The organism is Bifidobacterium sp. LH_230, assembly GCF_056357555.1.
Window position 1 is genome coordinate 196,370 of the sequence record NZ_JBKEWJ010000003.1, and the last position, 26,868, is coordinate 223,237.

The window sequence follows — 26,868 nt, forward strand, 5'->3', positions numbered from 1 at the left end:
CGAACTCACCGGCCATGGAGCACCTCCGCGGGGCGCAGACTCAGGATCGAGCGGATCGACGACGCGGACGCGAGCAGCACGGTGATCGCAAGCAGCACGAACACAAGCACGAACACCATCGGCCGCATCGTGATGCCCGAACCGAACACCACATGCCCGATCAGCTGCGCGACGCCCGAACCGAGTCCCGCGCCAACGATCGCACCGAGCAGCGCGATCGCCGCCGTCTCGGCCATCATCAGACGCGACACCGCGCCGTCCGTCGCGCCAATCGCCTTAAGCAGCGCCAGTTCGGCCGACCGCTCGCCGATCGAGGCGACCATCAGGTTCGCCACGGCCACGGCCGCCGCGATCAGGCTCAGCACGGTCATCAGGATCATCACGGCCTGCGTCTTCTGCAAAACGTTCCCCTGCAACGCGGCGACCTGCCGCACCTGCTTGGCGACCGCGTCCGGAATCACCTCTTCGATCTGGTACGCGATCGAGCTCGGGTACGCGGTGCAGTACCACGTCTCCCAGTCGTCCTGGCTGAGCGCGGCCGGGTTCTGCGCGGCCTTGCGCGCGAGGTCGTTCTCCGGCGTGGTCAGGGCCTTCACCTCGATCTTGTCGGCCGCGTCGGGCAGGTCCGCGAGCACCTGCGCGACCGAACTCGACAGGTACAGCGAGCCATTCTCGTCATCGCCGGAATCGTACACGCCGACGATTTTGATCGCCTGCTCGTTGTGCTTGCCGGACGCCGTGGTCTTCTTGAGCGTGACCGTATCGCCCACGCCCACGCCGAGCTGCTGCGCGAGCGTCGCGCCGATCATGCCCTGATCGGTGTCGTCCTTCGGCCACGCGCCTTCGATCTTCCACCACGAACGCATGCCCTCGACGCCGACCACGGTCGTCTCGCCGGACGCGAGCTTGAGTTCCTTGTTGAACCACGTGCCGACAAGCGGCGCATTCGTGCCGTTGACCTCGGCGTGCACGTTGAGCTGCGGCGCGAAGTTGGTGATGTTGAACGCCCAGAAGATCGTCTTGATCTTGGCCGCGTCCGATTCCTTGAGGAACGCGGTCGGGTCGGCCTGGGCGGCCGCGCCGGTCACGCCGGTCGTGTTGTACAGGTCGGAGACGACCGCGTCGGCCTTCGGCTGCACGATGATGTTCGAACCGTACGTCGACAGTTCAGCGTTGAGCTTGTCGCCGACGTCGAAGACGACGCCCAGCATCGAGACGCTGACCGTGGCCGACAGGCACACGGTGAGCGCGATGAGCAGCCGCCTGCGTAGCTGGCGCGTGAACGACCGCGCGATCATTCGCAGAAAGAACAACGTGTTCCTCCTTTTCCGTTTTTCTCGGCTCCCTCGGTTGAGGGAGCTGTCAGCGCAGCTGACTGAGGGAGCGTCAGAAGCCAAACGTTCCTTTTTCTTGCCCCCTGTCAGGGGAGCTGGCTCGCGTAGCGAGACTGAGGGGCAGCCAAGCGCTTATGCGTTCGGCCCTTTCAACACTCCCCCAGTCGAGCTTCGCTCGACAGCCCCCCTCAGCTGAGGGGGCCAAGAGAGTGGACTCACTGGAAGTGGGCGCTCAGCGCGTCCAGATCCGCAGTCTGAATGGTGATCTTGCCGTTGCCGGTCTTGTACGGGAACGGCACCGGGTTGCATCCGCCCTTGAAGCCGATCGTCGCCAGATTGATCGCGACCTCGCACTTCTTGCAGATGATCTTGCCGTCCTTCTCGTAGTAGCCAGCGTCGCCGCAGTTGTCGCACGCGTCGAGGCCGATGCCGTACGCGCCGCCGTTCTTCTTGATGATGATGAACCGCATCACCGTACCGTCCTTCGCCTTGTATTCGAAGCGGTGCAGGTGGCCGTCCTCGACCTGGCTGAACGGGATCGTCGCGACGCCGTCCTTCAACGAGTACGCTTCCGGCGGCGAGAGCGTGACCTCCTGCTGGGTCGCGGCCACGCCGACCGTGAGCGTCACGGCCACGCCGATCATCGCGACGACGCTCCACGCGGCCGCCGCGACCGCACGACGACGGAACGCCTTGTGCCGGCGCACGGTCGCCTCATTCGGACCGGTCATCGGCATGCGGAATCCGGCCACCACCGACGCGACGGCCGGGATCAGGAACGCGAACGTTTGCGCAAGAATCATCTCGCGGTTGTTGTTGATCGACCACGCGAGCATCACGAACTCGGTGTGGTTCATCGGGAATCCTCGCGCCTGCAGGATCTGCGCGAGTCCGGTCAGATGCTGCACGAACAGGATCGCCATCGTCAGCACGACGGCGGCCGTGAACGCAGGTCGCACCGCGGTCGAGCGCATCGTGCGGAAGATCGCGGCGACGATGATCGACATCGCCAGTCCCAGCGCGAAACCGAGCGCTCGCAGCAGCATCGCGGACGTGAAGATCGGGTCTCCCGGCTCGACCCAGATCGTCAGCTGCAGGATGACGTCGGGCAGCGCGTAGAACAGCGTGAGCGCGATGTCGATCGCAGCGATCGCGTTCGCGACGTGCATCCAGACCGCGTGCCGCTGCCAGTTCGTGGTGATGCGGCGGGCGAGGATGACGGTCGCCAGCGCGAGCAGGTCGACGACGACCGCGACGCACAGCACCGGATAGTTGACGAACGTGCGCTGGTTGATGACGGCCGACGCGCGCAGGGCCGCGAACACGATCGCGGCGACGAGGCCGACGCCGACGCCCCACAGACGCCAATGCGTGCTGATCGGCTTGTCGCGCCCCTCGCCGACCGTGAGCATCACGCTCAGGCACATCACGAGCAATGCGGGGGCCAGCGTCCCCGGCATCACCGTCACGAATTGTTCAAGCATTCGCGTCCTTTCACGCCGCTCCTTGGCTCCCTCTGATGAGGGAGCTGTCAGCCGCAGGGCTGACTGAGGGAGAGACAATGGTTATACGTCTAATACTTTGTCGGGCTTTATGTGGTTGGGGTGTTGCCCCCCAGTCAGCGTTGCTGACAGCCCCCCTAACAGGGGGCGCAAGAGTCGTCACCTCTGCTCCCCCTACCTAGGGGGAGCTGTCAGCGCAGCTGACTGAGGGGGTCACACCCGACCAGCCTCATCAACCCAGCATCCCCAAAACAGCAAAAGCTCCCCTCTCGCGGAAGGGAGCGTTCGCTATATCGCCACAATGGAATCAACGATACCGCCGGCAAATTCGGACGTTCGCTATCGCGAACGCGTTATTGCTGGCTCGCTATCGCTCGCCCTCGCCTAGAAACAGCCCACTGGGCTGTTTCCTTAACGGCTCGGCCACTCCGTCGTGCACTGGAGGACGGCCTTTGGCCGGCTGTCCCGGGCGATGTTGCCACATCGCCCATGAGCGCTACGAACAGCCCACTGGGCTGTTCGCCTACGCGCTCACCACTGACGCGGCGTGTAATCCCAGTTGTCGAAGGTGACCTCGATCGGCTCGGTCCAGAAGCGGCCCTTGACGCCGGTCTCCGGGTCGACGTGCAGCATCCAGCCCTTGGCGGCCGGGGATTCGATCGACAGCTTGAGCTGGTAGGTGCCGGCCTTGTCGAGCTTGACGTTGGCGCCGTAGTGCGGGCCGTCGGAGGCGTTCATCTGCATGAAGGTACCGGAGGTGGCCTTGCCGCCCTCGACCTCCTTACCGGTGGACTTGTCGATGATCGTGTAGTTCACGGTCAGGTCCGGGATGAAGTCGCCCTTGCCGTAGCCGAGCTCGGTGCCCTTCTCGTTGGCGTGGATGTCGGCCTCGAGGTGGAAGGAGGCGTCCGCGGCCTTGAGGCCGGAGGAGGCCGGTTCCATGTCGATCGGCTGGAAGTACACGGCGCCGACGGTCAGCGGGCCGTTGTCCTGATCCTGCTCCTCGGCGGTGCCGGACGGGCCGACCGGGACTTCCTCGAAGCCAGTGCCGGCGTCGGAGGAGGTGTCGTCCGATTTGGTGTCATCCGACTTGGTGTCGGAGGTGGAGGTGTCCGACTTGGCGTTGTCGTTCGACGCGGTGGTCGAGCCGCAGGCGGCCAGCGAGAAGGCCATCGAACCGGCGAGCAGCACGCCGAGGACGGCGGCGAGTTTCTTGTTCTTCATATTTCTCTTCCTTTGTCTAGGTTGAAATTTTGGGGAAAATCTGTAGGTGTCATTTCGAGCGGAGGCCGTAAGGCCGGAGTCGAGAAATCTTTCAGAGGCGTTGCCGCTTGGGAAGATTTCTCCGCTCGGCTATCGCCTCGGTCGAAATGACAGGTGCTCCGATACGCTCGGTCGAAATGACAAGGTATGTCGTATTCATCAGCGATCACCGCACGCGGCAAGCTCGGCCTTGGCCTTGCGCTGCTTGACGAAACCGACCACGAACAGCGTGATCACCGCGATGGCCGCGATCACCTGCGCCACGATGCATTCGACGTACGGGTAGAAGCCGAGCCAGTCGTTTGTCGGCACGCCCTGCAGGTAGTTGGCCGGCAGCGCGTCGCCCTCGATCAGCGCGTGCACGCCGCCGCCCGCGAAGACGACCACGAGCACCGACATCAGGATCGACGTAACGAGGAAGAACGGGCCGATCGGAATCTTCACCGACGTGAACCGGATGACGACGAAGATGATCACGAGCACCACGGCCGCGGCGATGCCGCCCGTCCACATGCCCTTCGTATCCTGGCTCATCGAGTAGATCGACTGGTAGAAGATCACCGTTTCGGCACCCTCGCGGAACACGGCGAGGAAGCTCAGCATCGCAAGCGACATCACCGTGCCGAACGCGACGTGATCGCCGGACTCGACCTGCGCGGAGACCGACTTGACGGCCGCCTCGGTCTTGGTGCGAATGTACCGGTTCCACGCCTCGACGCTCGACTTGTTGAGCATCCAGTTGCTGGTCCACAGCAGCATGCCCATGGCGATGAGTGCGCACACGCCTTCCATGATCTCCTGGATCGGGCCGGAGCCGCCGAACGCGAGCACGAAGATCACCGCGACCACGCCCGCGCCGGCAAGGCCGGCGAGCACGCCGAGGTAGATCCACTTGGTGAAGCGCTTGTTGCCGGACTTGACGAGGTACGCCACCACGGCCGCGACCACGAGCAGCGCCTCAAGGCCCTCGCGGATAAGGATCAGGAACGCCTGGCCGACCGCGCTGGTGATGAGCTTGGTGAAGCCGCCCTCTTTGTCGGCCGCGCCGCCGTCGAGAATGCCCGCATCCTTGACCAGCATGGCCTTGAGGTCGTCGATGAGCTTCTTCGTGCTCTTGAGGTCCGCGCCGGTGTTCATCGACTTGCGGCACATCTTGAACTGGTATTCGACCTGCGAGACGCGGTTGCCGCTGATCGCGTTCATCACGTTCTTCTCGAAGCCGAGCTTCTCGTAGTACTGGTAGTACGCGTTGTTCACGAGCGTCGCGCCTTTGGCCGCGTCGCCCGCCGCATACGCCTTGTACGCGTTGTCGAGGATCGGGGTCATCTCGTTGGCCACGTCGGTCCACGAACGGTTGCCCTTGCCCGGGTTCTTCTTCTTTTTGGCGTCGAGTTCCTTGCGTTCCTTGGCGATCTGCGCCTGCAGGGCCTCGGCGTACTTTTTCGGGTTGGCGAGGCTCGTGTTGGCGTCGAGCTGCTGCGCGGTTGCGTTCAGGTCGTTCACGAGATCGGTGATCTTGGTCTTGAGCTGGTCGTCGTTGCCGGACGTGTACGAGAGGTTCTGGATGTCCTGGAACGCCTGCTGCTGGCTCGTCTGCTTGTCGGAGCTGACCGAGTCGCGCACGACGGCGGTGAAGTTGGACGCGATGTAGATCGTGTTGTACGCGGCCATGAACTTGGACGTCGAGCCGGCCGTGTTGCCGGACGTGTATTCCTTGAGGCCGTCCTGCAGCTGGTCGTCAATGGCCTTGGCGACGGCGGCCCACGTCTCGTAGTCGACGCTTGAGCTGTCGTCAGCGAACGCGGCCTGCGTGAACGGCAGAACCGACTGATCCGTTGACGTGCCCGTCGAAATGGGGGCGACGGCGAGGCTCAGCATGGTCACGAACGCGGCGACGAATGCGATCGCGGCAACCGTGGTCTTGGTTGCGATCGTCTTCATCGCCGTGCGCGCGTCCATCGTCTGTTCGACGGCGCGACTCATCATGGCACGATTCGACATTGCGAAGCTTCCTCTCATATGCGCATAGGGGTTTTTCACCCACCGCCAATAAGGTACGAGGAAACTCACAGAAAAAACAGTCTTGATTTTTTGGCCGGTTTGCGGTAGTGACGCGATTATGGCGGAATATCAACGACGAACGCGTCAAAATTCACCCGCCGTCGTCTCACCATCCGATATTCCGCCACTGTCGCCCTCTCGCAACACGCCGAATCAGCGGGCAACCCCGCATTGGACCCGGACCGTTATTTGTTTCGCCACCAAACCGCATTCACGGTAATCGCACAAGCATATCTTGCAGTTGTAGGGCCATGTACCAAAAACAACCGATATTCCCGAATCAGAAAAGCTTGATTTTCCAACGATTCGGCATTCGGCACCATCGCTTCCGACTGCGGACGAGCCAAGGCATGGCCCTACAACTGCAAGATACCGTTCAACGGTTATGCCTCCAACACCGCGAGCACCTTCTTCTCGTCATAGAACGCGAAGATCAATCCGCCGAGGCCGCACAGCACCGCCGCGCACACGGCGGCCACGCGATAGCCGAATCCAGAAGCCGCACCGATCGTGCTCAGACCGGTGAACAGCAGCATCGACAGGCTCTGCCCCATCTTCATCGCGAACGTGCGCGCCGCGTAGAACATGCCCTGCCGGTCCTCGCCGGTCGTCTTGGAGCTTGCGCCCGCGATGTTCGCCACCACGGCCTGCGGCAGGATGCCGAAGATCGCCATCGGGATCGCGCATGCGACCGACAGCACCACGCCCTGCGCCATCGCCGGCACCGCGCCGAGCACGCCCGAGCCGAGCAGCGACGCGAACACGTACGCGCACGTGAAGATCACGAATCCGACCAGCATGAGCCGCTTCTTGCCGACGCGCCCCGCGAACATGTTCACCGGCAGATAGAACAGCACCGAAACACCAGTCATGAGCACGAAGTAGATCGTCGTGCTCGTTTCCGGCAGCTTGAGCAGACTGGTCACGAAGAACGGCAGACCGGTTTGGAACATCGTGATCGCGATCCAATACACGATGTCCGAGCTGACGAACTTCACGAACTCGCGGTCGCGGAACGTCTCCTTGAGCGAGGTGAGCGTGTCCTCGCTGGTCGGCTTGGAATCCACGTACTCGCGCTCGTCGATGGCAAGCGCCGGCACGAGCATGCATACGAATGCAATCGCGGCGAGAATCGTGAACGTGACGCGGATCGCGTTCACGCGGCCGAGCCCGGGCACGAACGCGCCCCAGATGACCGGCGCGACGTACGCGACGGCGGTGCCGGCGATGAACGTGAACGAGATGGTCGTGGAGATGTTGAGCTGCTGCTTCGAGTCGTGGCCCAGCTCGGCGATGAGCGCGTTGTACGGCGTGCAATAGAACGTGAGCGCGATGTAGTAGCCGATGACGGTGACGAACAGGAACACGGCGTTCGCCCAACTGGTCGTGCCCACCGGGCTCCAGAAGACGAGGACCGTGACGACGGCGAGCGGGAGCGCGGCGAACTGCAGGAACGGTATGCGGCGGCCGCGCGGGGACTTGCTGCGATCCGACAGGCTTGCGACGGCCGGGTCGACGAACGCGTCGAAGAAGCGCGCGAACGCGGTGATGCCGCCGACGACGGTGACAATGCCCAGAATGACGAGGCCCTGCGGCACGAACACGGTCTGGCCTTGGGCGATGGTTTCGGCGTCAGGCTGGTAGAAGTAGACGAGCCAGTTCGAAATGATGCCGCTCAGCAGCGCCCAGCCGAACTGCCCAGTCGCGAACGCCCATACTTTGGCGGTTGGCAAGTCCTTGACGGCTTTGGTTCCCGCCGGCGCAACACCCGGCCCCTTGACCGCAGCAGCTGCCCCGCTCTCCGACTCGTGGCTTCCGTCTTCATGCGTTTGCGGCACCGTGCTCATCGTTGAACCTCCCATCAGCATTGACACTACGTCAATAGTATCGCGGTTTCGACGCGATCCAATGCACATAACTTTTCGAGCCTATCTCGCGTTGATGCTTACCAAGATGACCATCAAAGACGACACCTCGTCGAACACACCATCAGACACCCCCAAGCCGCGGGTTTCTCTCAACCTTGAGGCAGATCTTCGCCTGTGTTTGAGTCTTTCTCCAAACGTTGAGGCAGCGCGCTCGCATACCGCACCACATGCATCCCCCCGTACTCAAATATGCAAAGACCAAGAAAACCACACCATGCCTCAAAGTTTGAAGAAAGACCCCTACCAGACGCAGAATCTGCCTCAGAGTTTCAAGAAAGACCCATGCGTCCCGCTCTCACGGATCTAAAAACCAGCACTGCGAATACGATGGTGGCATGAGTGATCTGAGCGAGCGGATGCCGCGGGTGATGGCGTTTCCGGGGGCGCTGGGAACCGGGTTGATCGTGCGGATGAGCGATGCGCGTTCCTCGTCATGTCTGTCGCGCGATCAGACTTCCCCGTCATGCCGACCGGACGATTCCTCTCTGCCATGCCGATCGAGCGATTCATCCCCGTCATGTCGTCCGGACGATTCACTCCCGTCATGTCGACCGAGCGAAGCGAGCGGAGACATCTTGCAGACGGCCGATGCCTCTCTCCACGCCCGCATTGCCACGTTCATCAGCGAGTATGAGCGCGTGCTGTCGCGGTTTCGCGCCGACTCGACCGTCACGGCGATGGGCGAGGCGGCGCATGGCGGTAGGTTCGAGTTTCCGCAGTGGACGGCAAGGTTGTTTGACCTGTATGACGCACTGGTCGACGCGACCGACGGGGCGATCGACCCGTGCGTCGGGGAGGACCTGATCCGGCTTGGCTATGACGCGCGGTATTCGTTCACGATGGCCGCCGACGCGAGCGACCGGCTTGGCGCGGTTCATGGACGGCCGACATGGCGCGGCGATGTGACGCGCGACGGGCGGCACGGCACCACGCTGGTCACGCGGCGTGCAGTGCATCTTGATTTCGGCGCGTGCGGCAAGGGGTATCTGGTCGATTGCATCGGACGATTGATCGACGGTACGTCGGTTTCGCGCGATGACGTGGGTGAGTCGATGGACTCCTTCGCATTCCAGCATCGTGCAGAAACCGCTGTTCCGCCCAGCACAAGAGAGAGGACGAACAACGCTTATCCTGAATTCCTGATCGATGCGGGCGGCGATCTGCTGATTCATTCCTCGAAACCGATCACGATCGGATTGGAGGACCCGGCCGATACGTCACGGGCGGTGGGCACGGCGAACGTCACGCGCGGATCGTTCTGCGCCAGCGCCCCAAGCCGGCGGCATTGGCAGACGGCGGGGCATCTTGAGCTGCATCATCTGCTCAACGCGATCGACGGTCGGCCCGTGCGTGACGTCGCCGCAACGTGGGTCGCGGTTAGGGACGATGGACGCGACGGTTCCGGAAAGATTTCTCCGCTCGGCTGCCGCCCCGGTCGAAATGACAGGCAATGGTATCCGACCGCGCTGGCCGACGGACTGGCAACCGCGCTGTTCGTCGTCTCCCCCGACAACCTCGTCGCACGATTCCCCTTTGAATGTGCGGTTCTCAATCCCGATCGCACCGCGTCAATCAGCCGCCACTTCCCGGGCCAACTGTTCACCGCGCAGTGACAGACACAAAAACAGTCACAAAAAGCCGTAACCGAGTCGCGATCGTCAGGAACGAAACGGACTCAGTTACGGCCTTCAGCAGTCAGTCAGACCGGCCAGCAATCAGCCAACAGCCAGCTGGACCAGTCAAACCAGTCAAACCAACCGAAATATCACACGATCTTCGGCATCGGGGTCGTCAGCGACGTGGTCAGGTTCACGTGCACCAGACCGGCGCCCGCGTGCACCTCGACCTTCTTCAGGGTCACGGTTCGCTCGTCCTCCGGCGCGCGGTCGTTGTCGGTCATCGTGGCCGGGGACTTGACCGCGACCAGCGCCAGATCGGCCAGCGACAGCCCCGCGGACTCGCACAGCGCCACGGCCGCATCGCGCGAGGCGACGAAACCGTCCTTGAGCAGCACGCGCTCGGCCGGCACGCCGTATGCATGCTCGGCGACCCACTTCACGTTCTCGATCACGGACATGCCCTTGTGGCTGTGCGGACGGGCCGGCATCGAACCGTTGGTCAGCACGTCCACGAACGCATCGAGCTGGTCGGCCAGTCCCTCGCCGCCGTCGCGGTACAGGTTACCGATGATCGGATCGCGGAACTCCAGCTTCTTGGCGGTCTCGCGCAGCGCCGGAATCTGGTCGTCCTCGCCCTCCCACAGGTTGATGAGCGGGAACGCCGGAATATCAAGGCCTTCGAGACGGTTCACGTGGAACGGGTAGCGCCACGCCAGCTCCGGATCGTCGCGCCACGTCGAGGCGCGGGTCACGACCACCGCGGCGGACGGCCACTGCGCACCGAACTCGCGGCACGCGATGTCGAGCCACTTCTGCGCGCCAGCGTCGGTGCCGTAGCCGGCCTCGACGATGACGACGTCGTGCAGCGCGCACGCCATCTCCACGGAGATCAGCGTCGGGATGCCGATCGACACGTTCGCGAACGGGCCGCCGTGCACGTACACCGGCGAGCCGTTGACGGTCTCGGTCAGGGCCGGCTTGACCGCGTCGCCCAGCATGTTCGTGATGCGCCACAGGTCGATGAACTCGCCGAAGGTGACGGCCTTGCCGTCCTTGGTGCCGGCGATCATGCGGGACACGCGCTCGCCGATCTCGTCCATCGAACGCGACAGCACGACGATCTGCATGAGCTCGGAGGTCGGCGTGAGCACGACCTTCTCAGCCACGTTGTTCTTGCCCGCGTCCACGGTGATCGAACGCAGGGAGCGCGACGGGACTTCGGAGACGCGCGGCACGAGCACATCGTCGAGCTTGCCCTCGTCGATCGCCTTCTCGGCGAAGGAGACGAGCAGGTTCTGGGCGGCCGCGATGGCGGCCATCTCGCCGCACAGGCCCCAGTCGATGAGCTCCGGGTGGGTCAGCGACGCCTTGCCGCCGCCGGACGCGCCGCCCTTCGAGCCGGCCGCGGTGATGCCCATGCTCGGCTGGCGCAGCACGGCGGTCGCGTCGATGCCGCGCGCACGCAGCGCGTCGATGAGCGCGATCGTGGTGGTGGTCTTGCCTTCGCCGCGGGACGCCTTGAGCGGCGTGTCGGCGGTGACGAGCACGACCTTGCCGTGCTTGCGCGGCGCGTCGGGGTTGGACTTGAGGTAGTCCATGTAGCCGAACGCGTCGATCTTCTTGACCAGGCCGTACTGGCTGGTGAAATCCTCGATGGAGGTCATTGACGGAAATCCTTTCTCACCTACTGGGCTCCACCAGGCAGGGGAGCTAGCTCGCATAACGAGAATGAGGGGTAGTCAGAAGATTATATGCCTCACCTTCTGACTACCCCTCAGTCAGCTGCGCCGACAGCTCCCCTAGCAAGGGGAGCCGAGTTACCAAACCTTAGAAATCGGACAGATGGAAGCCGTTCTTCATCTTCATGCTGGTGTTGTACAGCACGGTGTCGAGCAGCTTGTCCGTCTCGGTCTTCAGGCGGTCGGCCAGCCGCTGGTTGGCGGCGGTCAGCGTCTCACGCACGGCCTCGTTCGCACGCAGCGCGTCGACGATCTCGTCCGGTTCCATCGGCTGCACGTCGAGGTCGGCGCCGGCATCGAACTCGTCCAGCTCGCCGCCGAAATCGTCAGCATCGTCCGCATCCGCAACATCTTCGGCAGCGGCCTCGGCCACGGCCTCCTCGACCGTCGGCCACACGCCGTCCATCGCGTTGACTTCCGCGTCGGTCTGCGCGACCAGCTGGTGGCCGAGCGCGCCGGTCTTCTCCTGATACCGCGCCACGGCAGGCTCGTTGTCGGAGAACTGCGCGTCGCACAGCGCGGCGATCACGCGGTTCGCCCAGTAGTAGTTCTCGGTCGTCACGCGCGTGGTCGTGTCCTCCAGATACGCCGGCGTCGCGTCGACGTTCGTGTAGAACGGCATGAGCGTGTTGAACGGGTTGGAACCGTAGGCGATCCACTGGATCGCGCGGCTGACCTGCGGGCGGTACGGGCGGATCTGCATGACCGACAGCTGGCTCTGGCGGTTGATGCCGATCGGACGGTACATGTGCTTGGTGCGCTCGTCGCCGCGCTTGCCGTACGGATCGAATTCGGTGCCCTGATAGTGGTCGGAGAGCACATACTTGATGTCTTCGATCGTCACCTTGCGTTCGGGCTGGCGCGCCCACGGAATATCGTTCGACTCCGGCGTGTGATCGGCGTCCGGACCTTCCCAGACCTCGTCGTACGGGTTGAGGAAACGCTGCATCGACCACGCGCGCGGCGTGTTGTAGACGTGGTCCATGTCGGAGTGCGAGCCGAACGCGTCGCGCGGGTTGAACGGCGACGTCGATTCGACCGACAGATCCAGATGGTTGTCTTCGATGAACTCGGCGAGATCGGCCGAGCACATGTGGTTCTCCTGCTCGCCGAGCGCGTCGTCGAGATCGAATTCGTCGATGCCGAGCTGGTTTGGCATGGTCACGTACGCCTCGTCCGGCACGCGCTTGGCGATCCAGTGATGGCCGCCGACCGTCTCCAGCCACCAGATCTCGTTCACGTCGGAGAACGCGACGCCGTTCATCTCGTAGGTGCCGAACCGTTCGAGCAGCGAGCCGAGACGCTCGACGCCTTCGCGGGCGGTCTTGATGTACGGCAGGACGAGCGTGACGAAGTCCTCCTCGCCGATGCCGCCGAGGACCTCCGGCTCATAGTCGTCGCCGTTCGGATCGCCCTTGGCCGGCTGGTATTCGACGAACGGGTCGGCGCCGAGCACGCGCTCGTTCGTGGTGAGGGTTTCGGTGGCGCTCATCGCGACGTTCGCCTCGTTGATGCCGGCCTCGCCCCAGATGCCTTGCTTGAGGTCGGCGTTCGGCGCGGCCGTGTAGCGCAGCGGGGTTTCCTCGCTCAGGTCGATGGTCAGGTGGGAGATGACGCTGTGGTAGACGCTCGGCTGTTCCTCGGGCTTGATGACGACGAAACGCTTCGGGTTGAACTCGCCGTTGGAGCTGTCCTCGTTGCGGGCGATGATCGTGGAACCGTCGTAGCTGGCGTCCTTGCCGACCAGAATCGTGGTGCAGGGCATGTTGCTTCCTTTCTGATGACTGCTGTGACTTCTACTGGTAGATCACGCTTTTCCGGTAACGAAGATACCGCCCTGGTCCGGGGTTTCGCCGCAGTTTCTCAGTGCGTGAAGCAGCTCGTTCATCCAGAATCCCTGATTGAGGCCGGGCAGCGGTTCCTTGGTGCCCCACACGTGCAGGTAGTAGTCGTGGTCCTTGTCCGGCGGCTGCGGGCCGTTGTAGCGCATCGTGACGGCCGGATCGTTGTCGCGGCCGACGAACTTGCTCGCCGACGAGTTGCGGCCCTGCACGGCCTCCGGAATCATCGCGGGAAGCTGGCGTGAGAAGTCCGGCGGGATCTGCAGCGCGTGCGAATCGTTGAAGTCGTACATGAGCGCGTCGATCGGCAGGTTCGCGACCGTCCAGTGGATCCATTCGAAGCCGCACACCGGGATCGAATCGGGATCGGTGAACGTCCAGTGCAGGTAGCGCACGGCCGGGTCGATCTGGTCGATGTAGAACGGGAAGGAGATGACGGGCACGCCGCCATTGCGATATTCGGGCGCGGCGGCCTTTGCGAAGTCGTCGGGCACCACCGTGAAATCAGCGGAAATCTTCATGGCTTCAGTCTATCGCGGGCGTATGTAACGAGGCGTGTTCGGGATTGCGCTTCGCGCAATGCCGTGTTGGTTGGCGGCTTGCGCCGCGTACCCCAACCCGGCGCTTCGCGCCACCCTCCCCTGAGAGGGGAGGGAGAACCCATCACGTCTCCACCCTCAGAGGAGGGCGTGCCCCAGAAAAGGACGGAATCATGAGCCAGCCAGTGTTTCTCCCCTCTCAGAGGAAGGCGTGACGCGGGAGCCACTGCAACATTCCCGCAGCCATTTCCCTCCCCTTTCAGGGGAGGGTGTCAGCGAAGCTGACGGGTGGGGTACCGCGGACGAAGTCCGCCAACAAACAACATCACGTGCAACGTGATTCCATAATGACACGCACACCAACAACGCACCACAGCATGCCATCAAGCACGCAGGATCACACGCAACTCCCGCCCCGCTACGGAATCAGGGCGCAGAAGAGGGCCTCGAACAGGAGGGTGGGGTTGCCGTTGCCGGCGAGGCGGCGGCGGGCCGTGGCGATGTCGTCGAGACGGCGCACCGCACCGGCCCGGCTCAGGCGCACCGACAGTTCCGCGATCGCCTCGCGGTTCTCCAGATTGATGATGCCGACCGCGTCCTCCGCGTTGTTCTGCATCACGGCAACGTCGCGGTACACGCTGGCGATCGAGTTGAGCGCACGGTCGAGCACGTCGCGGCTGCGACGGGTCGCCTGACGTTTCAGCTCGTCCTTTTTGGCGATCTGGTTGTACGCACCACGCAGGTTGAGCGGGATGCGATCCTTCTCCCCCAGTCCGTTGACGCGACGGAAATCGGCTTCTGCGCGCGCCGCCTGCGCTTCCACATCGGCCTCGGCCTGACCCTTCGCGTTGTCGATCAGGTTGCCGGCGAGCAGCACCGCATCGGACGCGCGCCGCAGACCGATCACGCCGACGATCAGCTCGTCGCGGTCGGTCATCACGCGTTCGTTCGTCGCGTACAGCCGCGCCACGCCGATGTGCCCTTCCGCGAGCCGGGCCGCACGGGCGGCGACGTGCTCGGTGAAGCGCTGCTTGTCGGGCAGACTCGGGTTCACCGTGTTCATGAGGAATGCGGCGACGGCCTTGTTCGTGGGCACGGCGAGGTTCACGATGCGGGTGCGCGAGCGGATCGTGGGTAGCACGTCCTGCGCGCTCGGGGCGCACAACAGCCAGATCGTGTGTTCGGCCGGCTCCTCGATCTCCTTGAGCAGCACGTTCGTGGTGCGTTCGAGCATACGGTCGACGTCTTCGATGATGATGATCCGCCACGGCGCGGTGCCGGGCATCTGTTCGCTCACGCCGATCAGGTCGCGCACCTCGTCGATGCCGATGGTGACCTTGTTCGTGGCGAGGACGGTCACGTCTGGATGCGTGCCGGCGAGGATGTCGCGCGTGGTTTTGGTCGACTCGTCGCTCAGACCGTGATCGGGGCTTTCGAGCGCGGCGGCGAACGCCTTGGCCACGTTCGAGCGGCCGGAACCGGGAGGACCGCAGATCAGCCACGACTGCGCGATGGCCTTCGGGTCGCCGGTGGAGATGGCCTTGAGCTGTTCCACGACCGGCTTCTGACCGACGATCGCATCCCACACGCTCATCGCGCACCGCCCTGCGCCAACAGTCCGTCAATATCCTCATGAATCTGCGACCACACCTCGTCGATCGACTTGCTCGCGTCGATCACGCGGAACCGGGCCGGCTCGGTAGCAGCCAGGTCGAGAAACGCCTGACGGGTGCGGGTCTGGAACCCGTCGCCCGCGGATTCCATGCGGTCGGCCGCGTGCTGAAGCCGGGCGTGCGAGAGCGCCGGGTCCATGTCGAGCAGGTACGTGCGGGCCGGCAGCAGGTTGTTCGTGGCCCACATGCTTAAGGAGCGGATCTCGTCGGCGGTCAGTTCACGGCCACCCGCCTGATAGGCGAGCGACGAGTCGAGGTATCGGTCGGTGATGACGACCGCCCCGCGTTCGAGTGCCGGGCGGATGACCTCGGCCACGTGCTGGGCGCGGTCGGCCGCAAACAGCAGCGCCTCGGCGCGGGCGGCGATATCGGCGGAACTCTCCACGCCATGCAGCAGCATGCGGCGGATCGCCTGTCCGAGCGGCGTGCCTCCCGGCTCGCGGGTGACCACCACTTCGCGCCCCTGCGCCTCAAGGTATGCGCGCAACCGCTCGACCTGCGTGGTTTTGCCCACGCCGTCGACGCCCTCAAACGAAACAAACACTCCGGTCATACCCTTCACCTTAACGCACGTGCGGTATTGACCGTCTTTTCGCAAACCTTGAGGCAGCTTTTCACTTCGGAAGAGGTCTTTCTGCAAACCTTGAGGCAGCAGTCTCCTGGAACAACGACCTTGCGAGCCATGTTCGGGGGTGCTCCGCGTGTTGTCAGACGCAATGGCTGCCTCAAAGTTCGCAGAAAGACCCTTGCACAGAGAAGAAACTGCCTCAGAGTTTGAGGAAAGACCGACGGCATGGCGAGATCGTCTCCGGATATGGCTTCCGAAAACATCACGCGGTCTCGCGACAAACAGCTACCGCATGCACAACGAAAATGGGGCTTCTTCAAGAGTGAAGAAACCCCATATCATCGTCATTCGGCCTTTCTCGCGGCGGTTTTGCGCGTGGTCGTCTTTTTCGCGGAAGAGGACGCCTTGGTCTTGGCGGCCGTGGTCTTCTTGGCCGTCGACTTGGTGGTCGTCTTCTTCGCGGTCGTGCCCGACTTCGTCGCCGTCTTGCGCGTGCGCTTCTTGGCCGGGCCGGCCGCACGCTTTTCGGCGAGCAGTCGGAACGCCTCTGCCGGTTCGATCGACTCGGGCGTGTACTGCTTGGGCACCGTGCGGTTGGTTTCGCCGTCGGTGATGTACGCACCGTAGAAGCCGTCCTTGATGGTCACCGGCTTGCCGGTCTCCGGGTCCGGGCCGAGCTCGCGCAGCGGCGGCTTGGCCGCGCCGCGTCCACGGCCGCGACCGTACTTCGGCTGCGAGAACAGTTCCTTCGCCTTGTCGATGTCGACCGTGAAGATCTCGTCCTCGGAGCCGAGCGAGCGCGTCTCGCTCTTGCCGTCCGCGCCGGTCTTGGTCAGGTATGGGCCGTAACGACCGTTGTTCGCTTCGACCTTGACCTCAGAGATCTCGCCGGTTTCGGCGTTCGTCTCCTCGTACGAGCCCACGAGGCGCGGCAGGCTGAGCAGTCGCAGCGCGTCCTCGAGGGTGAGCGATTCGGGACTCATCGTCTTGAACAGCGACGCCATCTTGGGCTTCGGCGCGGCCGCGGCCTTCTTGGTGGTCTTCTTGACCTTGGTCTTGGCGGCGGTCTTACCCGCAGCCTCAGCCTCGGCGTCTCCCGTCTCAGCCGCAGCGGCCTCTCCCGCACCGGCCTCAGCAGCCTCCGCCGGCACCAGCGCCACATACGGCCCGAACCGTCCGTTGCGCACCTCGACCGTGCCGCCACTCACCGGGTCCACACCCAGCACGCGCGGCCCGCCCGAATTGTGCTCGATCAGGTCGTGCCCGACCTCGACGGTCAGCTCGTCCGGCGCGAGCGTCTCCGGCAGCGACGCGCGCTTCGGGTTGCCCTCCGCGTCCAGATGCTCCATATCCTCCAGATACGGGCCGTAACGGCCGACGCGTACGTGCAGACCGTCGCCAATGTCGATCGTGTTAATCGCGCGCGCATCGATCTCGCCAAGCTGCGCGACCTGCTGCTGCAGACCCGCGTGCGCCTCGTCGGCGTTCGCGGCCGTGCCCTCGCCCGATCCGAAGTAGAACCGGGTCAGCCAGTCGCGCCCGGTTTCACGCCCGTGAGCGATCTGGTCGAGCCCGTTCTCCATGTCGGCCGTGAACTCGTAATCCACGTACTTCGGGAACTTCGTCTCGAGCAGTTTGATGACCGAGAACGCCAGCCACGACGGGATGAGCGCACGGCCACGCTCGTACACGTATCCGCGGTCGATGATCGTCGAGATGATGCTCGCGTACGTCGACGGACGGCCGATCTCCTTGGCCTCCAGGGTCTTGACGAGCGACGCCTCGGTGTAGCGTGCCGGCGGTTGCGTCTCGTGGCCGTCCGCGGTCACGTCGTCCACGCTCACCTGCTGGCCGACGCTCATCGGCGGCAGCGACGCGTTCTCCTCGCTGTTCTTCGCGGCCTTGCCATCGCCCTTGCCATCGTTCGCACCCTTGTCACCGGCTGCCCCAGTCGCCTTGCGTCCCTCCCCGGTCGCCTTCATAAAGCCGAAGAACTCGATCACCGTGCCCGAAGCCTGGAACACGGCCTCGCCGTACGCCGCACCCGCCGGTGCCGAAAGCCGCACGGTCGCGGTCGATCCGGTCGCGTCGGCCATCTGCGATGCCAACGTACGCTGCCAGATCAGCGTATACAGCTTCAGCTGATCCGGCGGCACGAGGCTCGCCAGTTCGGCCGGATCACGGAACCGCGCGCCGGCCGGGCGGATGCACTCGTGCGCCTCCTGCGCGCCGGCGGTCTTGGTCGCATACTGCTTGGGCGCATCCGACAGGAACGCCTTGCCGAAATGGTATTCGACGGCGTTGCGCGCGGCCGCGATCGCCTCCTGCGAGAGCGTGACCGAATCGGTACGCATGTACGTGATGTAACCGTTCTCGTACAGGCCCTGCGCGGCACGCATGGTCTGGCGCGAGCTCATGCCGAGCCGGTTGCCGGCGGTCTGCTGCAGCGTCGACGTGGTGAACGGCGGCTGCGGGCGGCGGCGGTACGGCTTGGATTCGGTGGACAGCACCGTGAACGCGGCGGTTTTGAGCGCTTCGGCGACGGCGTTCGCGGACGATTCGTCGAGCTGCAGGACGTTGCCGGCGAATCCGTCCGGCGTGAGCTTGCCGTCCGCACCGAAGTCCTTGGAGACAGCGAGACGCTTGCCGCCGAGCGAGATCATGCGCGCGTCGAACTGCGCGTCCTGACCCTCCGCGTCAGGGGCGACGAGTTCGGCGGTCACGTCCCAGTAGGGTGCGCGGACGAACGCCATGCGCTCGCGCTCACGCTCGACGATCAGTCGCGTGGCGACGGACTGCACGCGGCCGGCGGACAGGCCGGGACCGACCTTGCGCCACAGCACCGGCGAGAGTTCATAGCCGTAGAGTCGGTCGAGGATGCGGCGCGTCTCCTGCGCGTCGACCATCGCGCCGTCCACGTCGCGCGTGTTGGTCAGCGACGCCTTGATCGCCTCGGGCGTGATCTCGTGGAAGACCATGCGCTTGACCGGCACCTTCGGCTTGAGCGTCTGCACGAGGTGCCACGCGATCGCCTCGCCTTCGCGATCCTCATCGGTTGCGAGGTAGAGTTCGTCGGCCGTTTTCAGCGCGGATTTGAGGTCGGCGACGGTTTTCTTCTTGTCGCCGTCGACGATGTAATACGGCTTGAACCCGTCCTGGACGTCCACGCCGAACTTACCGAACTTCTCCTTGTCGGCGGCGGGCACCTGGCTGGGCTGGGCGAGATCGCGGATGTGGCCCACCGATGCCTTGACGGTGTACCCTTCGCCGAGATACCCGCCGATCTTCTTGGCTTTGGTGGGAGACTCCACGATGACGAGCTTGCTGCCGGTTGCCATGACTGCTCCTTACATACTTGCCTTACGGAACGTCATATTAACCATGACGTGCGGCCAAAGGCCAAAACCGTCGTGTGGCGGCTGCGGCCTCGCTACTGCTGCGGTGGGGCGGGTGGGGCTCCGATCAGTCCGAGCCGGCTCAGCGGGGCGGCGGTCAGCTGCCGCATCGCGAGCACCAGCCCGACGGTCAGCAGCGTCACCCCGTTCACGCCCACGATCGTCGACAGATACGCGCCCGAGGCGGACCATGCCGCGCTCAGCGCAAGTCCCGGCAGCACCTGCCAGATAACGTATGCAGCGTATGCGCAGGCCAGCAGTCCGGCCGTAATCATCACCGTGCCGACGATCTGGATACTCGCCGACGAGACGCGGCCGCCCGGCTCGTCCATACCGTTCCTCGCCGTGAACGCGAGCACGATCAGCGTCCAGCCGCCGACCAGCAGTACCGACATCGCCGCGTCGGTCGGTCGATGCCAGCCGCCGGCGATCACCGAAAGCCCAATCACCGCAGTGAATCCGGCCGATATCGCCGCACACACCGCTCGCCATACGCGCGGCACGGCGATCAGCAGGAGCACCGACGCGGCCGCCGCGAGAATCGTGTGACCGGACGGCGCGGAATTCGCGTGAGGCGTCTGCGTATCGATCAGATACGGCCGCGGCAGCAGTTCCTTGAGGAACGTCGACGCGTAGCTCAACACGACGATCACGACGGATTGGGCCAGCAACAGCCAACGTTTGCGCACGATCGTCACCACGACCGCGATCGCGCCGAGCAGCAGCGACAGCAGCACCGTGAGATTGAGGATCACCGTGCCTACGTTCCAATCGATGAACGGACTGAGCGTCGCCGCAAGCCAGCCGGGCAGCGCGTTGTCGAATCCCGTGACGACGATCTCGTCGTAGGATTGGCCGGTTTCGGTGCGCACGCCGAGCCACCACACGCCGAACGCGGCGGCGATAAGCAGCAGCCCGAACACGACGCACAGTATGCGGCTCGACACGCGCGGACGGGCGAGCAGCGGGTCGGATTCGGCGTCGGTTGGGGCGGATTGCGCGGCGCCCGGTTCCGTTGGGTTGAGGCCGCCGATAACCGGCGCCATGACGTTCGTGGCGTCGCCGATCGCGGTGCCGTCGATGGCCGAGGCCGACGATGATTCCCCGGACTGTGCCGCGGACCCGGTCTGTGCCGATGACTGATCCGGAAGGTGCAACGGCACGAATGGTGTGGGAGGGGGCGCGATGGGCTGCTGTTCGTCGGTCATATCCACGATTCTACGATGGCCGCGGATGCCCGGCGGCCTCGCGGGCCGTTCCTTTGCGTGACAAAACGGCCAGTTCCGGTCCGATACCCGCACGAATATCACGCAAACAGGGCCATTCGCGTGATGAAACGGCCAGTAACGGGCGGGTACTCGCATGAATATCACGCAACGGTGCTCGAATCGTGCTTTGCGGCCCCGATCTTCCCGGGCTGGTCTTTAACGCCTTGAACCTCTTCGATCCGCATCAGGCCACGGCGCCGGCAGCGGTGAAGCAATGAAAAACCTCCACGCACCCGTCAGAGGCCACTTACCCTTGCTGCATTCCTGCCCTGGGGGAGTTGGGTGACATAGCGCCGCGTGGAGGCTTTCACTAGTGTACATCATGCCCGGACGAATCCGTGTGTTCCGCGCAACAATTCTCGGAAATCAACGGCTTCGTCCGAGATTTGTTGCGCTGGTGACGGCTCAACGCAACAATTCTCGGAACACGGGGCTGTTTTCCTGAAATAGTTGCACTGAGACATGGTCAGCGCAACTATTTCAGGGAATCAACGTCTTTTTTTCCGGGAATAGTTGCGCTCAGTGCTTACATAACCGAATACGGCGCCGCCCCGAGGCACCGGTCGCATGGGCGACTCTTCCCGCGGGGCCGATTCTCGAAAGCGTCCGCGTCCCGCCACGCTAGAGGCGGATTAAATGGGGCATATCACGGAATGCACTCACGTCTTGCCTCGCTAGAACGGTCTGGCAAGGCAAGACGCGCTCAATCTCAGTGGTTCATCCCGTTAGGAACCCCCTTGGCGGGGCGACACGCACCCGACTTCAGCGTCCTGCCCCGCTAGGAACGGTCCCAGCGAGGCAATTCGCGACCCGCTTCGGCGTTTTGCCCCGCGGAGAGCGGCTCTGGCGGGGCCGAACGCGGATATTCGCTAGGAACCGCCCCGCACGGGCCGCTCCCCGCGGGGCGGAACGCCGAAGCCTTATGAAAAATGCCCCGCGGGGAACACTCCCAGCGGGGCATATCACGGAAGGCGTCGGCGGATGCCGGCACCTTCACCGCGATCCGTCAGCGATGTCAGTGGCGACGGGTGTGGGCGGCGGTGCGACGGCGCAGCTCGAGCAGGGCTGCGGCGGCCGCAACGGCCAGCGCGATCACCGCGGCGAACGGCGCGACGGAGGAACCGGTCTGCGTAAGCTCGGCCTGCTTCTCGGTCTCGGCACCGTTCTTGGACGGCGCCTTGTTGCCCGGCTGCTGGCCGTTGTCGCCGGCACCCGGCTTGGCAGGCTTCTCGCCCGCGCCCGGCTGGCCCGGCTTCTCGCCCGCCTGCGCCTTGACCAACGCCGCAACGGCCTTGTTCAGCGCACCGGCGGCGGCATCGACCGCGGCCTGCGAAGCCCCGGCATCGTCATACACCTTCTGCGCCGCATCGCGAGCCGCCACGAACGCAGCCCACGAAGCAGCGGTGTAATCGGACCCCTTGAGCGAAGCCGCAGCATCCAGAGCCGCCTTCAGCGCGCTCTTCGACACCTCGGCCGGCTGCTCGACCTTCTTCAGATCGGCGTAGGCCCCGGCGAGCGCCTTGCCCGCGGCATCCACATCCGCCTGCGAAGCATTGGCATCGTCGTACACCTTCTGCGCGGCATCACGGGCCGCAGCGAACGCGGTCCACGAATCGGCGGTGTAATCGGATTCCTTGAGCCCAGCAGTGGAGTCCAGAACCGCCTTGAGCTTGGTCTTGTCGGCGGCCTTCACCAGGTTGGCGGCCGCATCGGCCAGCGCCTTGGCGGCGGAGTCGACGGAGTCCTGCGTGGCGTTCGCATCGTTGTACACCTGCTGCGCGGCGTCACGGGCGGCCACGAACGCAGCCCAGGAAACCGGCGTGTAGTCGGACTCGTTGAGCTTCGCGGCCGCGCCGAGCACGATGCCGAGCTTGGTCTTGTCGGCGGCCTTGTTGGATTCCAGCTCATTGATGGCGGCGACCAGCTTGTTCAGCGCGGCGTCGACATCGGACTGCGTGGCGTTCGCATCCGCGTACACGGTCTTGGCCGACTCGAGCGCGGCGGTGAACGCCGGCCACGCCTCGGGACGGTAGTCGGACTCGTTGAGCTTCGACGCCTTGTCGATCGTCTCCTTCAAAGCCGTCTTGTTGGCGGCCTTGACGAGCGCGGCCTGCGCGTCGGTCAGCGCCTTGGTGGCGGCGTCCACATCGGCCTGGCTCGCCTTCTCGTCCGCGTACACGGCCTTGGCCTTGTCGTACGCGGCCTTGAACGGCTTGAACGAGTTCGGCGTGTAGTCGGCCTCGTTCAGACCGGCGGCGGCGTCAAGCGCGGCCTTCAGCGCATCCTTCTTGACGAGCACGACGAGCGCCTTGGTCGCCTTGGTCAGGTTCGCGGTGGCGGTGTCCACGTCCGCCTGCTTGGCGATCGGGTTGGCGTAGACGGTCTGCGCCGCATCGTAGGCGGCCTTGAACGTCTTCCACGAGTCGGCGGTGTACGCGCTCTCGTCCAGTCCGGCGGCGGTGTCAAGCGCGGCCTTGAGGTTGAGCTTGTTCACCGAATCCGGCATCTGGCCGAGCTGGTGCAGCACGAGCGGTTCGGCCGCGGCGGTACGGGTGGCGGTCGAGTGCACGGCCACCGTGGTGCCGTCCTGGTCGTCGAACGCGCTCACGCCGTTGCCGGACTGGCCGGCGTCGCCGAACCACAGGTCCGGGTTGTACGCGTCGATCTCGGCGCTCTTGGTCACGTCGGCGATGTACTGGTTCTTCGTGTTGCCGGCCGCGTACAGCGATTCGGTCTGGCCCATGAACTGTACCGGAGCGCTCGCATCGTCGGCGGTGAAGCCGATCGCGGACAGCTTGACGGAGAGCACGACCTGGTTGGAATCGTTGATGTACACGTCGTCGATCGGCTCCTGGTCGACGATGCCGAGCAGCGAGCCGCTCTTCGAGTCGACCAGATACGTGACGGCGTACGCGGTGTCGGCCTGTGCGCCGCCGTTGGTGTTGTTCACCGACAGCAGGAACTGGCCGTACGGCGTGAGGAACACGATGTCCGGCATGAACACGTTGCCCAAGTGGTTCCACGTCCAGTCGGTGACCACGCCGAAGTTCAGCATGCCCTGCGACTTGTCGGCGAGCTGCGGTGCGGTGGACGAGTAGCCGATCGAGCGGATGTCGGCCGCGCCGAGGCTGCGCTGTGCGGCGTCCGGATCGCTCTTCGCGTCGCCGTAGTAGCCGTCGACCGGATCGGAGATCGCGTTGACGAGCGGCACGAACTTGGATTCGTACGCGGTGCCGTTGGCTGCGTCGCCCTGCTTGATGCCGTGGCCGGAGATGGTCAGCGTACCGTTGCCGTCGGCGTTCTGCTGATAGGCGGCGGTGGTTTCGGAGACCGGCTTGGGTGCGGCGGAGACGGCCACGCGCAGACCGTACGCGTCCTTGGCGGACGGATCGGCCGGCGTGAGCTTGACGATGCCGCTCGCGTCGGTGACGTAGCTGGACGGCAGGCCGGCGACTTCGAGTTCCTTGGTCGGATCGGCGGTGTGCTCGAGCTTGGACTGGTCCGGGATGCTCAGCGTGACGTCGAACGTGGCGGTGCCGTTGGCGGGAACGGTGACGGTGTCAGTGCTCACCTGGTAGTCGACGCCCGGCGTGGTGACGCGCGGATCGTACGACACCTTGTAGGTGCGCGCCTGATCGGTCTTGTTGGTGACGGTGAAGGTCTTCTTGGCGGTGTATCCGGCCTTGGTGACCTGCACGACGCCGAACTGGCCGGTGACGGCCGCGGTGTTGTCGGACGTGACCTGCACGCCGTTGTTGACGGCGGCGAGCGCGTCGATGCGGCCGGTGCCGACGCGCAGCGGGCCGTACGCGGTCTTGCGGTCAGCGGTGAGCACGTCATGGTCGGCGGTGTTGATGAGCTGCGCCTTGACGGTGTAGGCGTCCCAATCCTTGTGGGCGGAGCGCACGAGCGCGGCCACGCCGGAGGTGAGCGGGGTGGCCATCGAGGTGCCGCTCATGACCTCGGATGCGGCGCCGGTGCCGGCGGAGGCGGAGATGATGCCGACGCCGGGGGCAGCCACGTCGGGCTTGACGGTGCCGTCGTACGAGCCGTGGATGCCGCGCGAGGTGAACGATGCGATCGTGTCGGCGGCTTCGGCCGAGTAGTCGACGTCCTCGCTCAGGCGCAGGCTGGAGGCCAGCTTGAGCGTGAGCGTGCCGTCGTCGATGGACTGCTGGAGCTGCTTGTTCTCGGTCGCGTCCTTGACGAACTGGAAGCCGGGGATGTCGGCGTTGCCGGCGATGCCCGCTTCGGGGATGTTGCTCTGCGAACCGAAGACGATGCCGATCGCGCCGGCCTGCTCGGCGTAGTTGAAGCGCTTGCCGGAACCGCAGTTGACGGCCGCGTCGTTCCATTCGACGTACGCGATGTTGCCCTTGACGGCGGCCGCGTCCTCGGCGGAGTACGGCGCGCAGCCTTCGAGGTTGTCGGCGGCCTTGACGCGCACGACCTTGCCTTCGACGGAGAAGTCGTCAAGCTTGGTGTAGTTCTGCGAGTACTGGCCGGCGAGCTTCGTGCCCTTGAGCGGGCCGGAGGTCGCCTCGACGGCGTCCTGCAGGGTCTTGCCGGACTGGCTGGCCGCGACGGTCAGCGCGCTGGTCGCGGTGCCGGGGGCGCCGGTGATGTCGGTGACGTCGCCGTCGTTGCCGGCCGCGATCACGGAGAGCACGCCGTCCTTGGTCAGGTTGTCGACGGCCTTGTTCTCCGGGTCGTCGGACGCGCCGAAGCTGCCGCCGAGCGACATGGAGACGATGTCGATCTTGTCGGCGTCGGCCGCGGTGAGGTTGTGCTTGGCGACCCAGTCGAGCGCCTCGAGCACGAGGCCGGTGGTGCCGCCGTTGTCGCCGAAGACCTTCAGTGAGTACAGGCTGGCCTTCGGGGCCGAGCCGGGGCCGACTTCGAGGCCGGCGACGTCGCCGTCGGTGAGCTTGGTGTAGTCGGCCTTGAGGGTCTTGCCGTCCTTGGTCACGCCGTAGCCGGCGACCGTGCCGGCGACGTGCGTGCCGTGGTGGCCGCCCTTGCCGTCGATCGGGTTGGCGTCAGGCTCGGCCGTTTCGATGGTCTGGCCGTTGGCGTCCTTGGAACCGTAGATCGGGCCGGCGAAGTCGTAGCCGCCCTTGAACTTGGTCTTGTCGAGCAGCTTGCTCAGCGTCGGATCGGTCAGCGGGTCGGCCTTGGAGGCGAGCGCGGTGTCGTAGGCCGCGGTGGTGCCCGCGCCGCCGAAGTCGGCGTGCGTGTAGTCGAGACCGGTGTCGACGACGGCGACGTTCACGCCTTCGCCGGTGTTGCCGGTCTGCGTCCAAGTCTTGACGGCGTTGACGAGCGGATCGCTGTTCTTGTTGGCGGGCTTTTCGCTGCCGGCGGCCTGCTGCGCGGCGGCGTCGGCCTGCTTGGCGGCCGCGTTCTCGGATGCGGTGGTGTCCTCGGTGGAGACGGTGGTGGCGGTCTTCGGCGTGATGGCCGAAACGGACACGACCTTGTCGGACTGTTCGGCGAGCTTGCGCAGCGCGGCGGCGTCGGCCTTGACGGCGATGCCGGAGATCGCGTACGACGTGGTGTACAGCTGCTGCGCGTTCGCGTCGAGCTGCTTGAGCTGGCCGAACACGCCGTTCGCGGTGTCCTCAGCCTTGGCGGCGCTGTCTTCGCCGGCCTTGGCGGCTTCGTCTTCCTTCTGTTCCTGCGACTTGAACGACCATTGATGGTTGAGCGAGTCGAGCGCGCTTGCCTTCGCCTCGACGCCGGATTCGCCGGTGGTCTGCACGAACGCGGTGATGTCTCCCTTGGCGCCGAGCACCTTCGCGGACACCTGTCCGCTCAGCGCACCGGCGGCATCGGCGGTGTTCGCCTCCGCTTGCGGCGCGGCGTTCGCCACCCCCGCGGGCAGAGCGCCGAGCATCGCGACGCTGGCCGCGATCGCGACCCAGCGTGGCCATTGCTTGTCAGCCATGCTTGTTTCCTTCCCCTTACGGTTCCCCGCCGCACAGATATGCGACGAGTTGCGCGTAATACTAGTCGCTGTGAGCGTTCACCCATGCAACATGTCCACGTCGCCCAGCCGGCTCACAGCCATCACACAGTCGCCGCATCCCAATCGGGAGTAAGCGCTTTCCTATTAGACACGCTCCCGGCCAAATGTGT

The 26,868-nt window shown here is 64.8% G+C and carries 14 protein-coding genes and 1 other RNA gene; 1 reads left to right on the forward strand and 14 read right to left on the reverse strand.

Annotated features, from left to right (window positions below; all coding sequences use genetic code 11):
• Positions 1 to 5: 5 nt before the first annotated feature.
• The 5 genes from AC1A0G_RS02715 to AC1A0G_RS02735 form a co-directional block, all read right to left on the reverse strand.
• Positions 6 to 1,313 carry an ABC transporter permease gene (locus AC1A0G_RS02715; RefSeq protein ID WP_476527293.1) on the reverse strand — a complete coding sequence of 436 codons (1,308 nt, stop codon included), beginning with the start codon at positions 1,311 to 1,313 and terminating at the stop codon, positions 6 to 8.
• A gap of 236 nt (positions 1,314 to 1,549) precedes the next feature.
• Positions 1,550 to 2,818, reverse strand: coding sequence for a Fe-S-containing protein (locus tag AC1A0G_RS02720; protein WP_476527295.1), 1,269 nt, complete (start codon positions 2,816 to 2,818; stop codon positions 1,550 to 1,552).
• A 549-nt stretch (positions 2,819 to 3,367) separates the two neighbouring features.
• The gene (locus AC1A0G_RS02725; protein ID WP_476527296.1) at positions 3,368 to 4,060 is read right to left on the reverse strand and encodes an iron transporter; all 693 of its coding nucleotides are present in this window, start codon (positions 4,058 to 4,060) and stop codon (positions 3,368 to 3,370) included.
• 198 nt (positions 4,061 to 4,258) lie between these two features.
• Positions 4,259 to 6,040 carry an FTR1 family iron permease gene (locus tag AC1A0G_RS02730; RefSeq protein WP_476527340.1) on the reverse strand — a complete coding sequence of 594 codons (1,782 nt, stop codon included), beginning with the start codon at positions 6,038 to 6,040 and terminating at the stop codon, positions 4,259 to 4,261.
• 503 nt (positions 6,041 to 6,543) lie between these two features.
• The gene (locus tag AC1A0G_RS02735; RefSeq protein WP_476527298.1) at positions 6,544 to 8,007 is read right to left on the reverse strand and encodes an MFS transporter; all 1,464 of its coding nucleotides are present in this window, start codon (positions 8,005 to 8,007) and stop codon (positions 6,544 to 6,546) included.
• 656 nt (positions 8,008 to 8,663) lie between these two features.
• On the opposite strand from AC1A0G_RS02735, the gene AC1A0G_RS02740 reads away from it, so the two are divergent.
• The gene (locus AC1A0G_RS02740) at positions 8,664 to 9,701 is read left to right on the forward strand and encodes an FAD:protein FMN transferase (protein WP_476527300.1); all 1,038 of its coding nucleotides are present in this window, start codon (positions 8,664 to 8,666) and stop codon (positions 9,699 to 9,701) included.
• A 152-nt stretch (positions 9,702 to 9,853) separates the two neighbouring features.
• On the opposite strand, the gene AC1A0G_RS02745 is transcribed toward AC1A0G_RS02740, so the two are convergent.
• From AC1A0G_RS02745 to AC1A0G_RS02785, 9 genes are all read right to left on the reverse strand, one after another.
• Positions 9,854 to 11,371 carry a formate--tetrahydrofolate ligase gene (locus AC1A0G_RS02745; RefSeq protein WP_476527302.1) on the reverse strand — a complete coding sequence of 506 codons (1,518 nt, stop codon included), beginning with the start codon at positions 11,369 to 11,371 and terminating at the stop codon, positions 9,854 to 9,856.
• A 163-nt stretch (positions 11,372 to 11,534) separates the two neighbouring features.
• Positions 11,535 to 13,211 (reverse strand): C69 family dipeptidase, encoded by a 1,677-nt coding sequence (locus AC1A0G_RS02750; RefSeq protein ID WP_476527303.1) that lies wholly within the window; start codon positions 13,209 to 13,211, stop codon positions 11,535 to 11,537.
• A gap of 42 nt (positions 13,212 to 13,253) precedes the next feature.
• The gene (locus tag AC1A0G_RS02755; RefSeq protein ID WP_476527305.1) at positions 13,254 to 13,808 is read right to left on the reverse strand and encodes a YbhB/YbcL family Raf kinase inhibitor-like protein; all 555 of its coding nucleotides are present in this window, start codon (positions 13,806 to 13,808) and stop codon (positions 13,254 to 13,256) included.
• Positions 13,809 to 14,244: 436 nt separating this feature from the next.
• Positions 14,245 to 15,420, reverse strand: coding sequence for a DNA polymerase III subunit delta' (locus AC1A0G_RS02760; protein ID WP_476527307.1), 1,176 nt, complete (start codon positions 15,418 to 15,420; stop codon positions 14,245 to 14,247).
• Entirely contained in the window at positions 15,417 to 16,052 is a 636-nt protein-coding gene (gene tmk / locus AC1A0G_RS02765) for a dTMP kinase (protein ID WP_476527309.1), read from the reverse strand. The genes AC1A0G_RS02760 and tmk overlap by 4 nt, the downstream gene beginning before the upstream one ends.
• Before the next feature lie 359 nt (positions 16,053 to 16,411).
• Complete coding sequence (topA, locus tag AC1A0G_RS02770; RefSeq protein ID WP_476527311.1) at positions 16,412 to 19,405, reverse strand: type I DNA topoisomerase; 2,994 nt, start codon at positions 19,403 to 19,405, stop codon at positions 16,412 to 16,414.
• Positions 19,406 to 19,497: 92 nt separating this feature from the next.
• Positions 19,498 to 20,670 (reverse strand): phosphatase PAP2 family protein, encoded by a 1,173-nt coding sequence (locus AC1A0G_RS02775; protein ID WP_476527313.1) that lies wholly within the window; start codon positions 20,668 to 20,670, stop codon positions 19,498 to 19,500.
• A gap of 273 nt (positions 20,671 to 20,943) precedes the next feature.
• An RNA gene (gene ffs / locus AC1A0G_RS02780) (signal recognition particle sRNA small type) lies at positions 20,944 to 21,040 on the reverse strand.
• 705 nt (positions 21,041 to 21,745) lie between these two features.
• On the reverse strand, positions 21,746 to 26,677 hold the full coding sequence (locus tag AC1A0G_RS02785) for a S8 family serine peptidase (protein ID WP_476527314.1): 4,932 nt from the start codon (positions 26,675 to 26,677) through the stop codon (positions 21,746 to 21,748).
• Positions 26,678 to 26,868 lie beyond the last annotated feature (191 nt).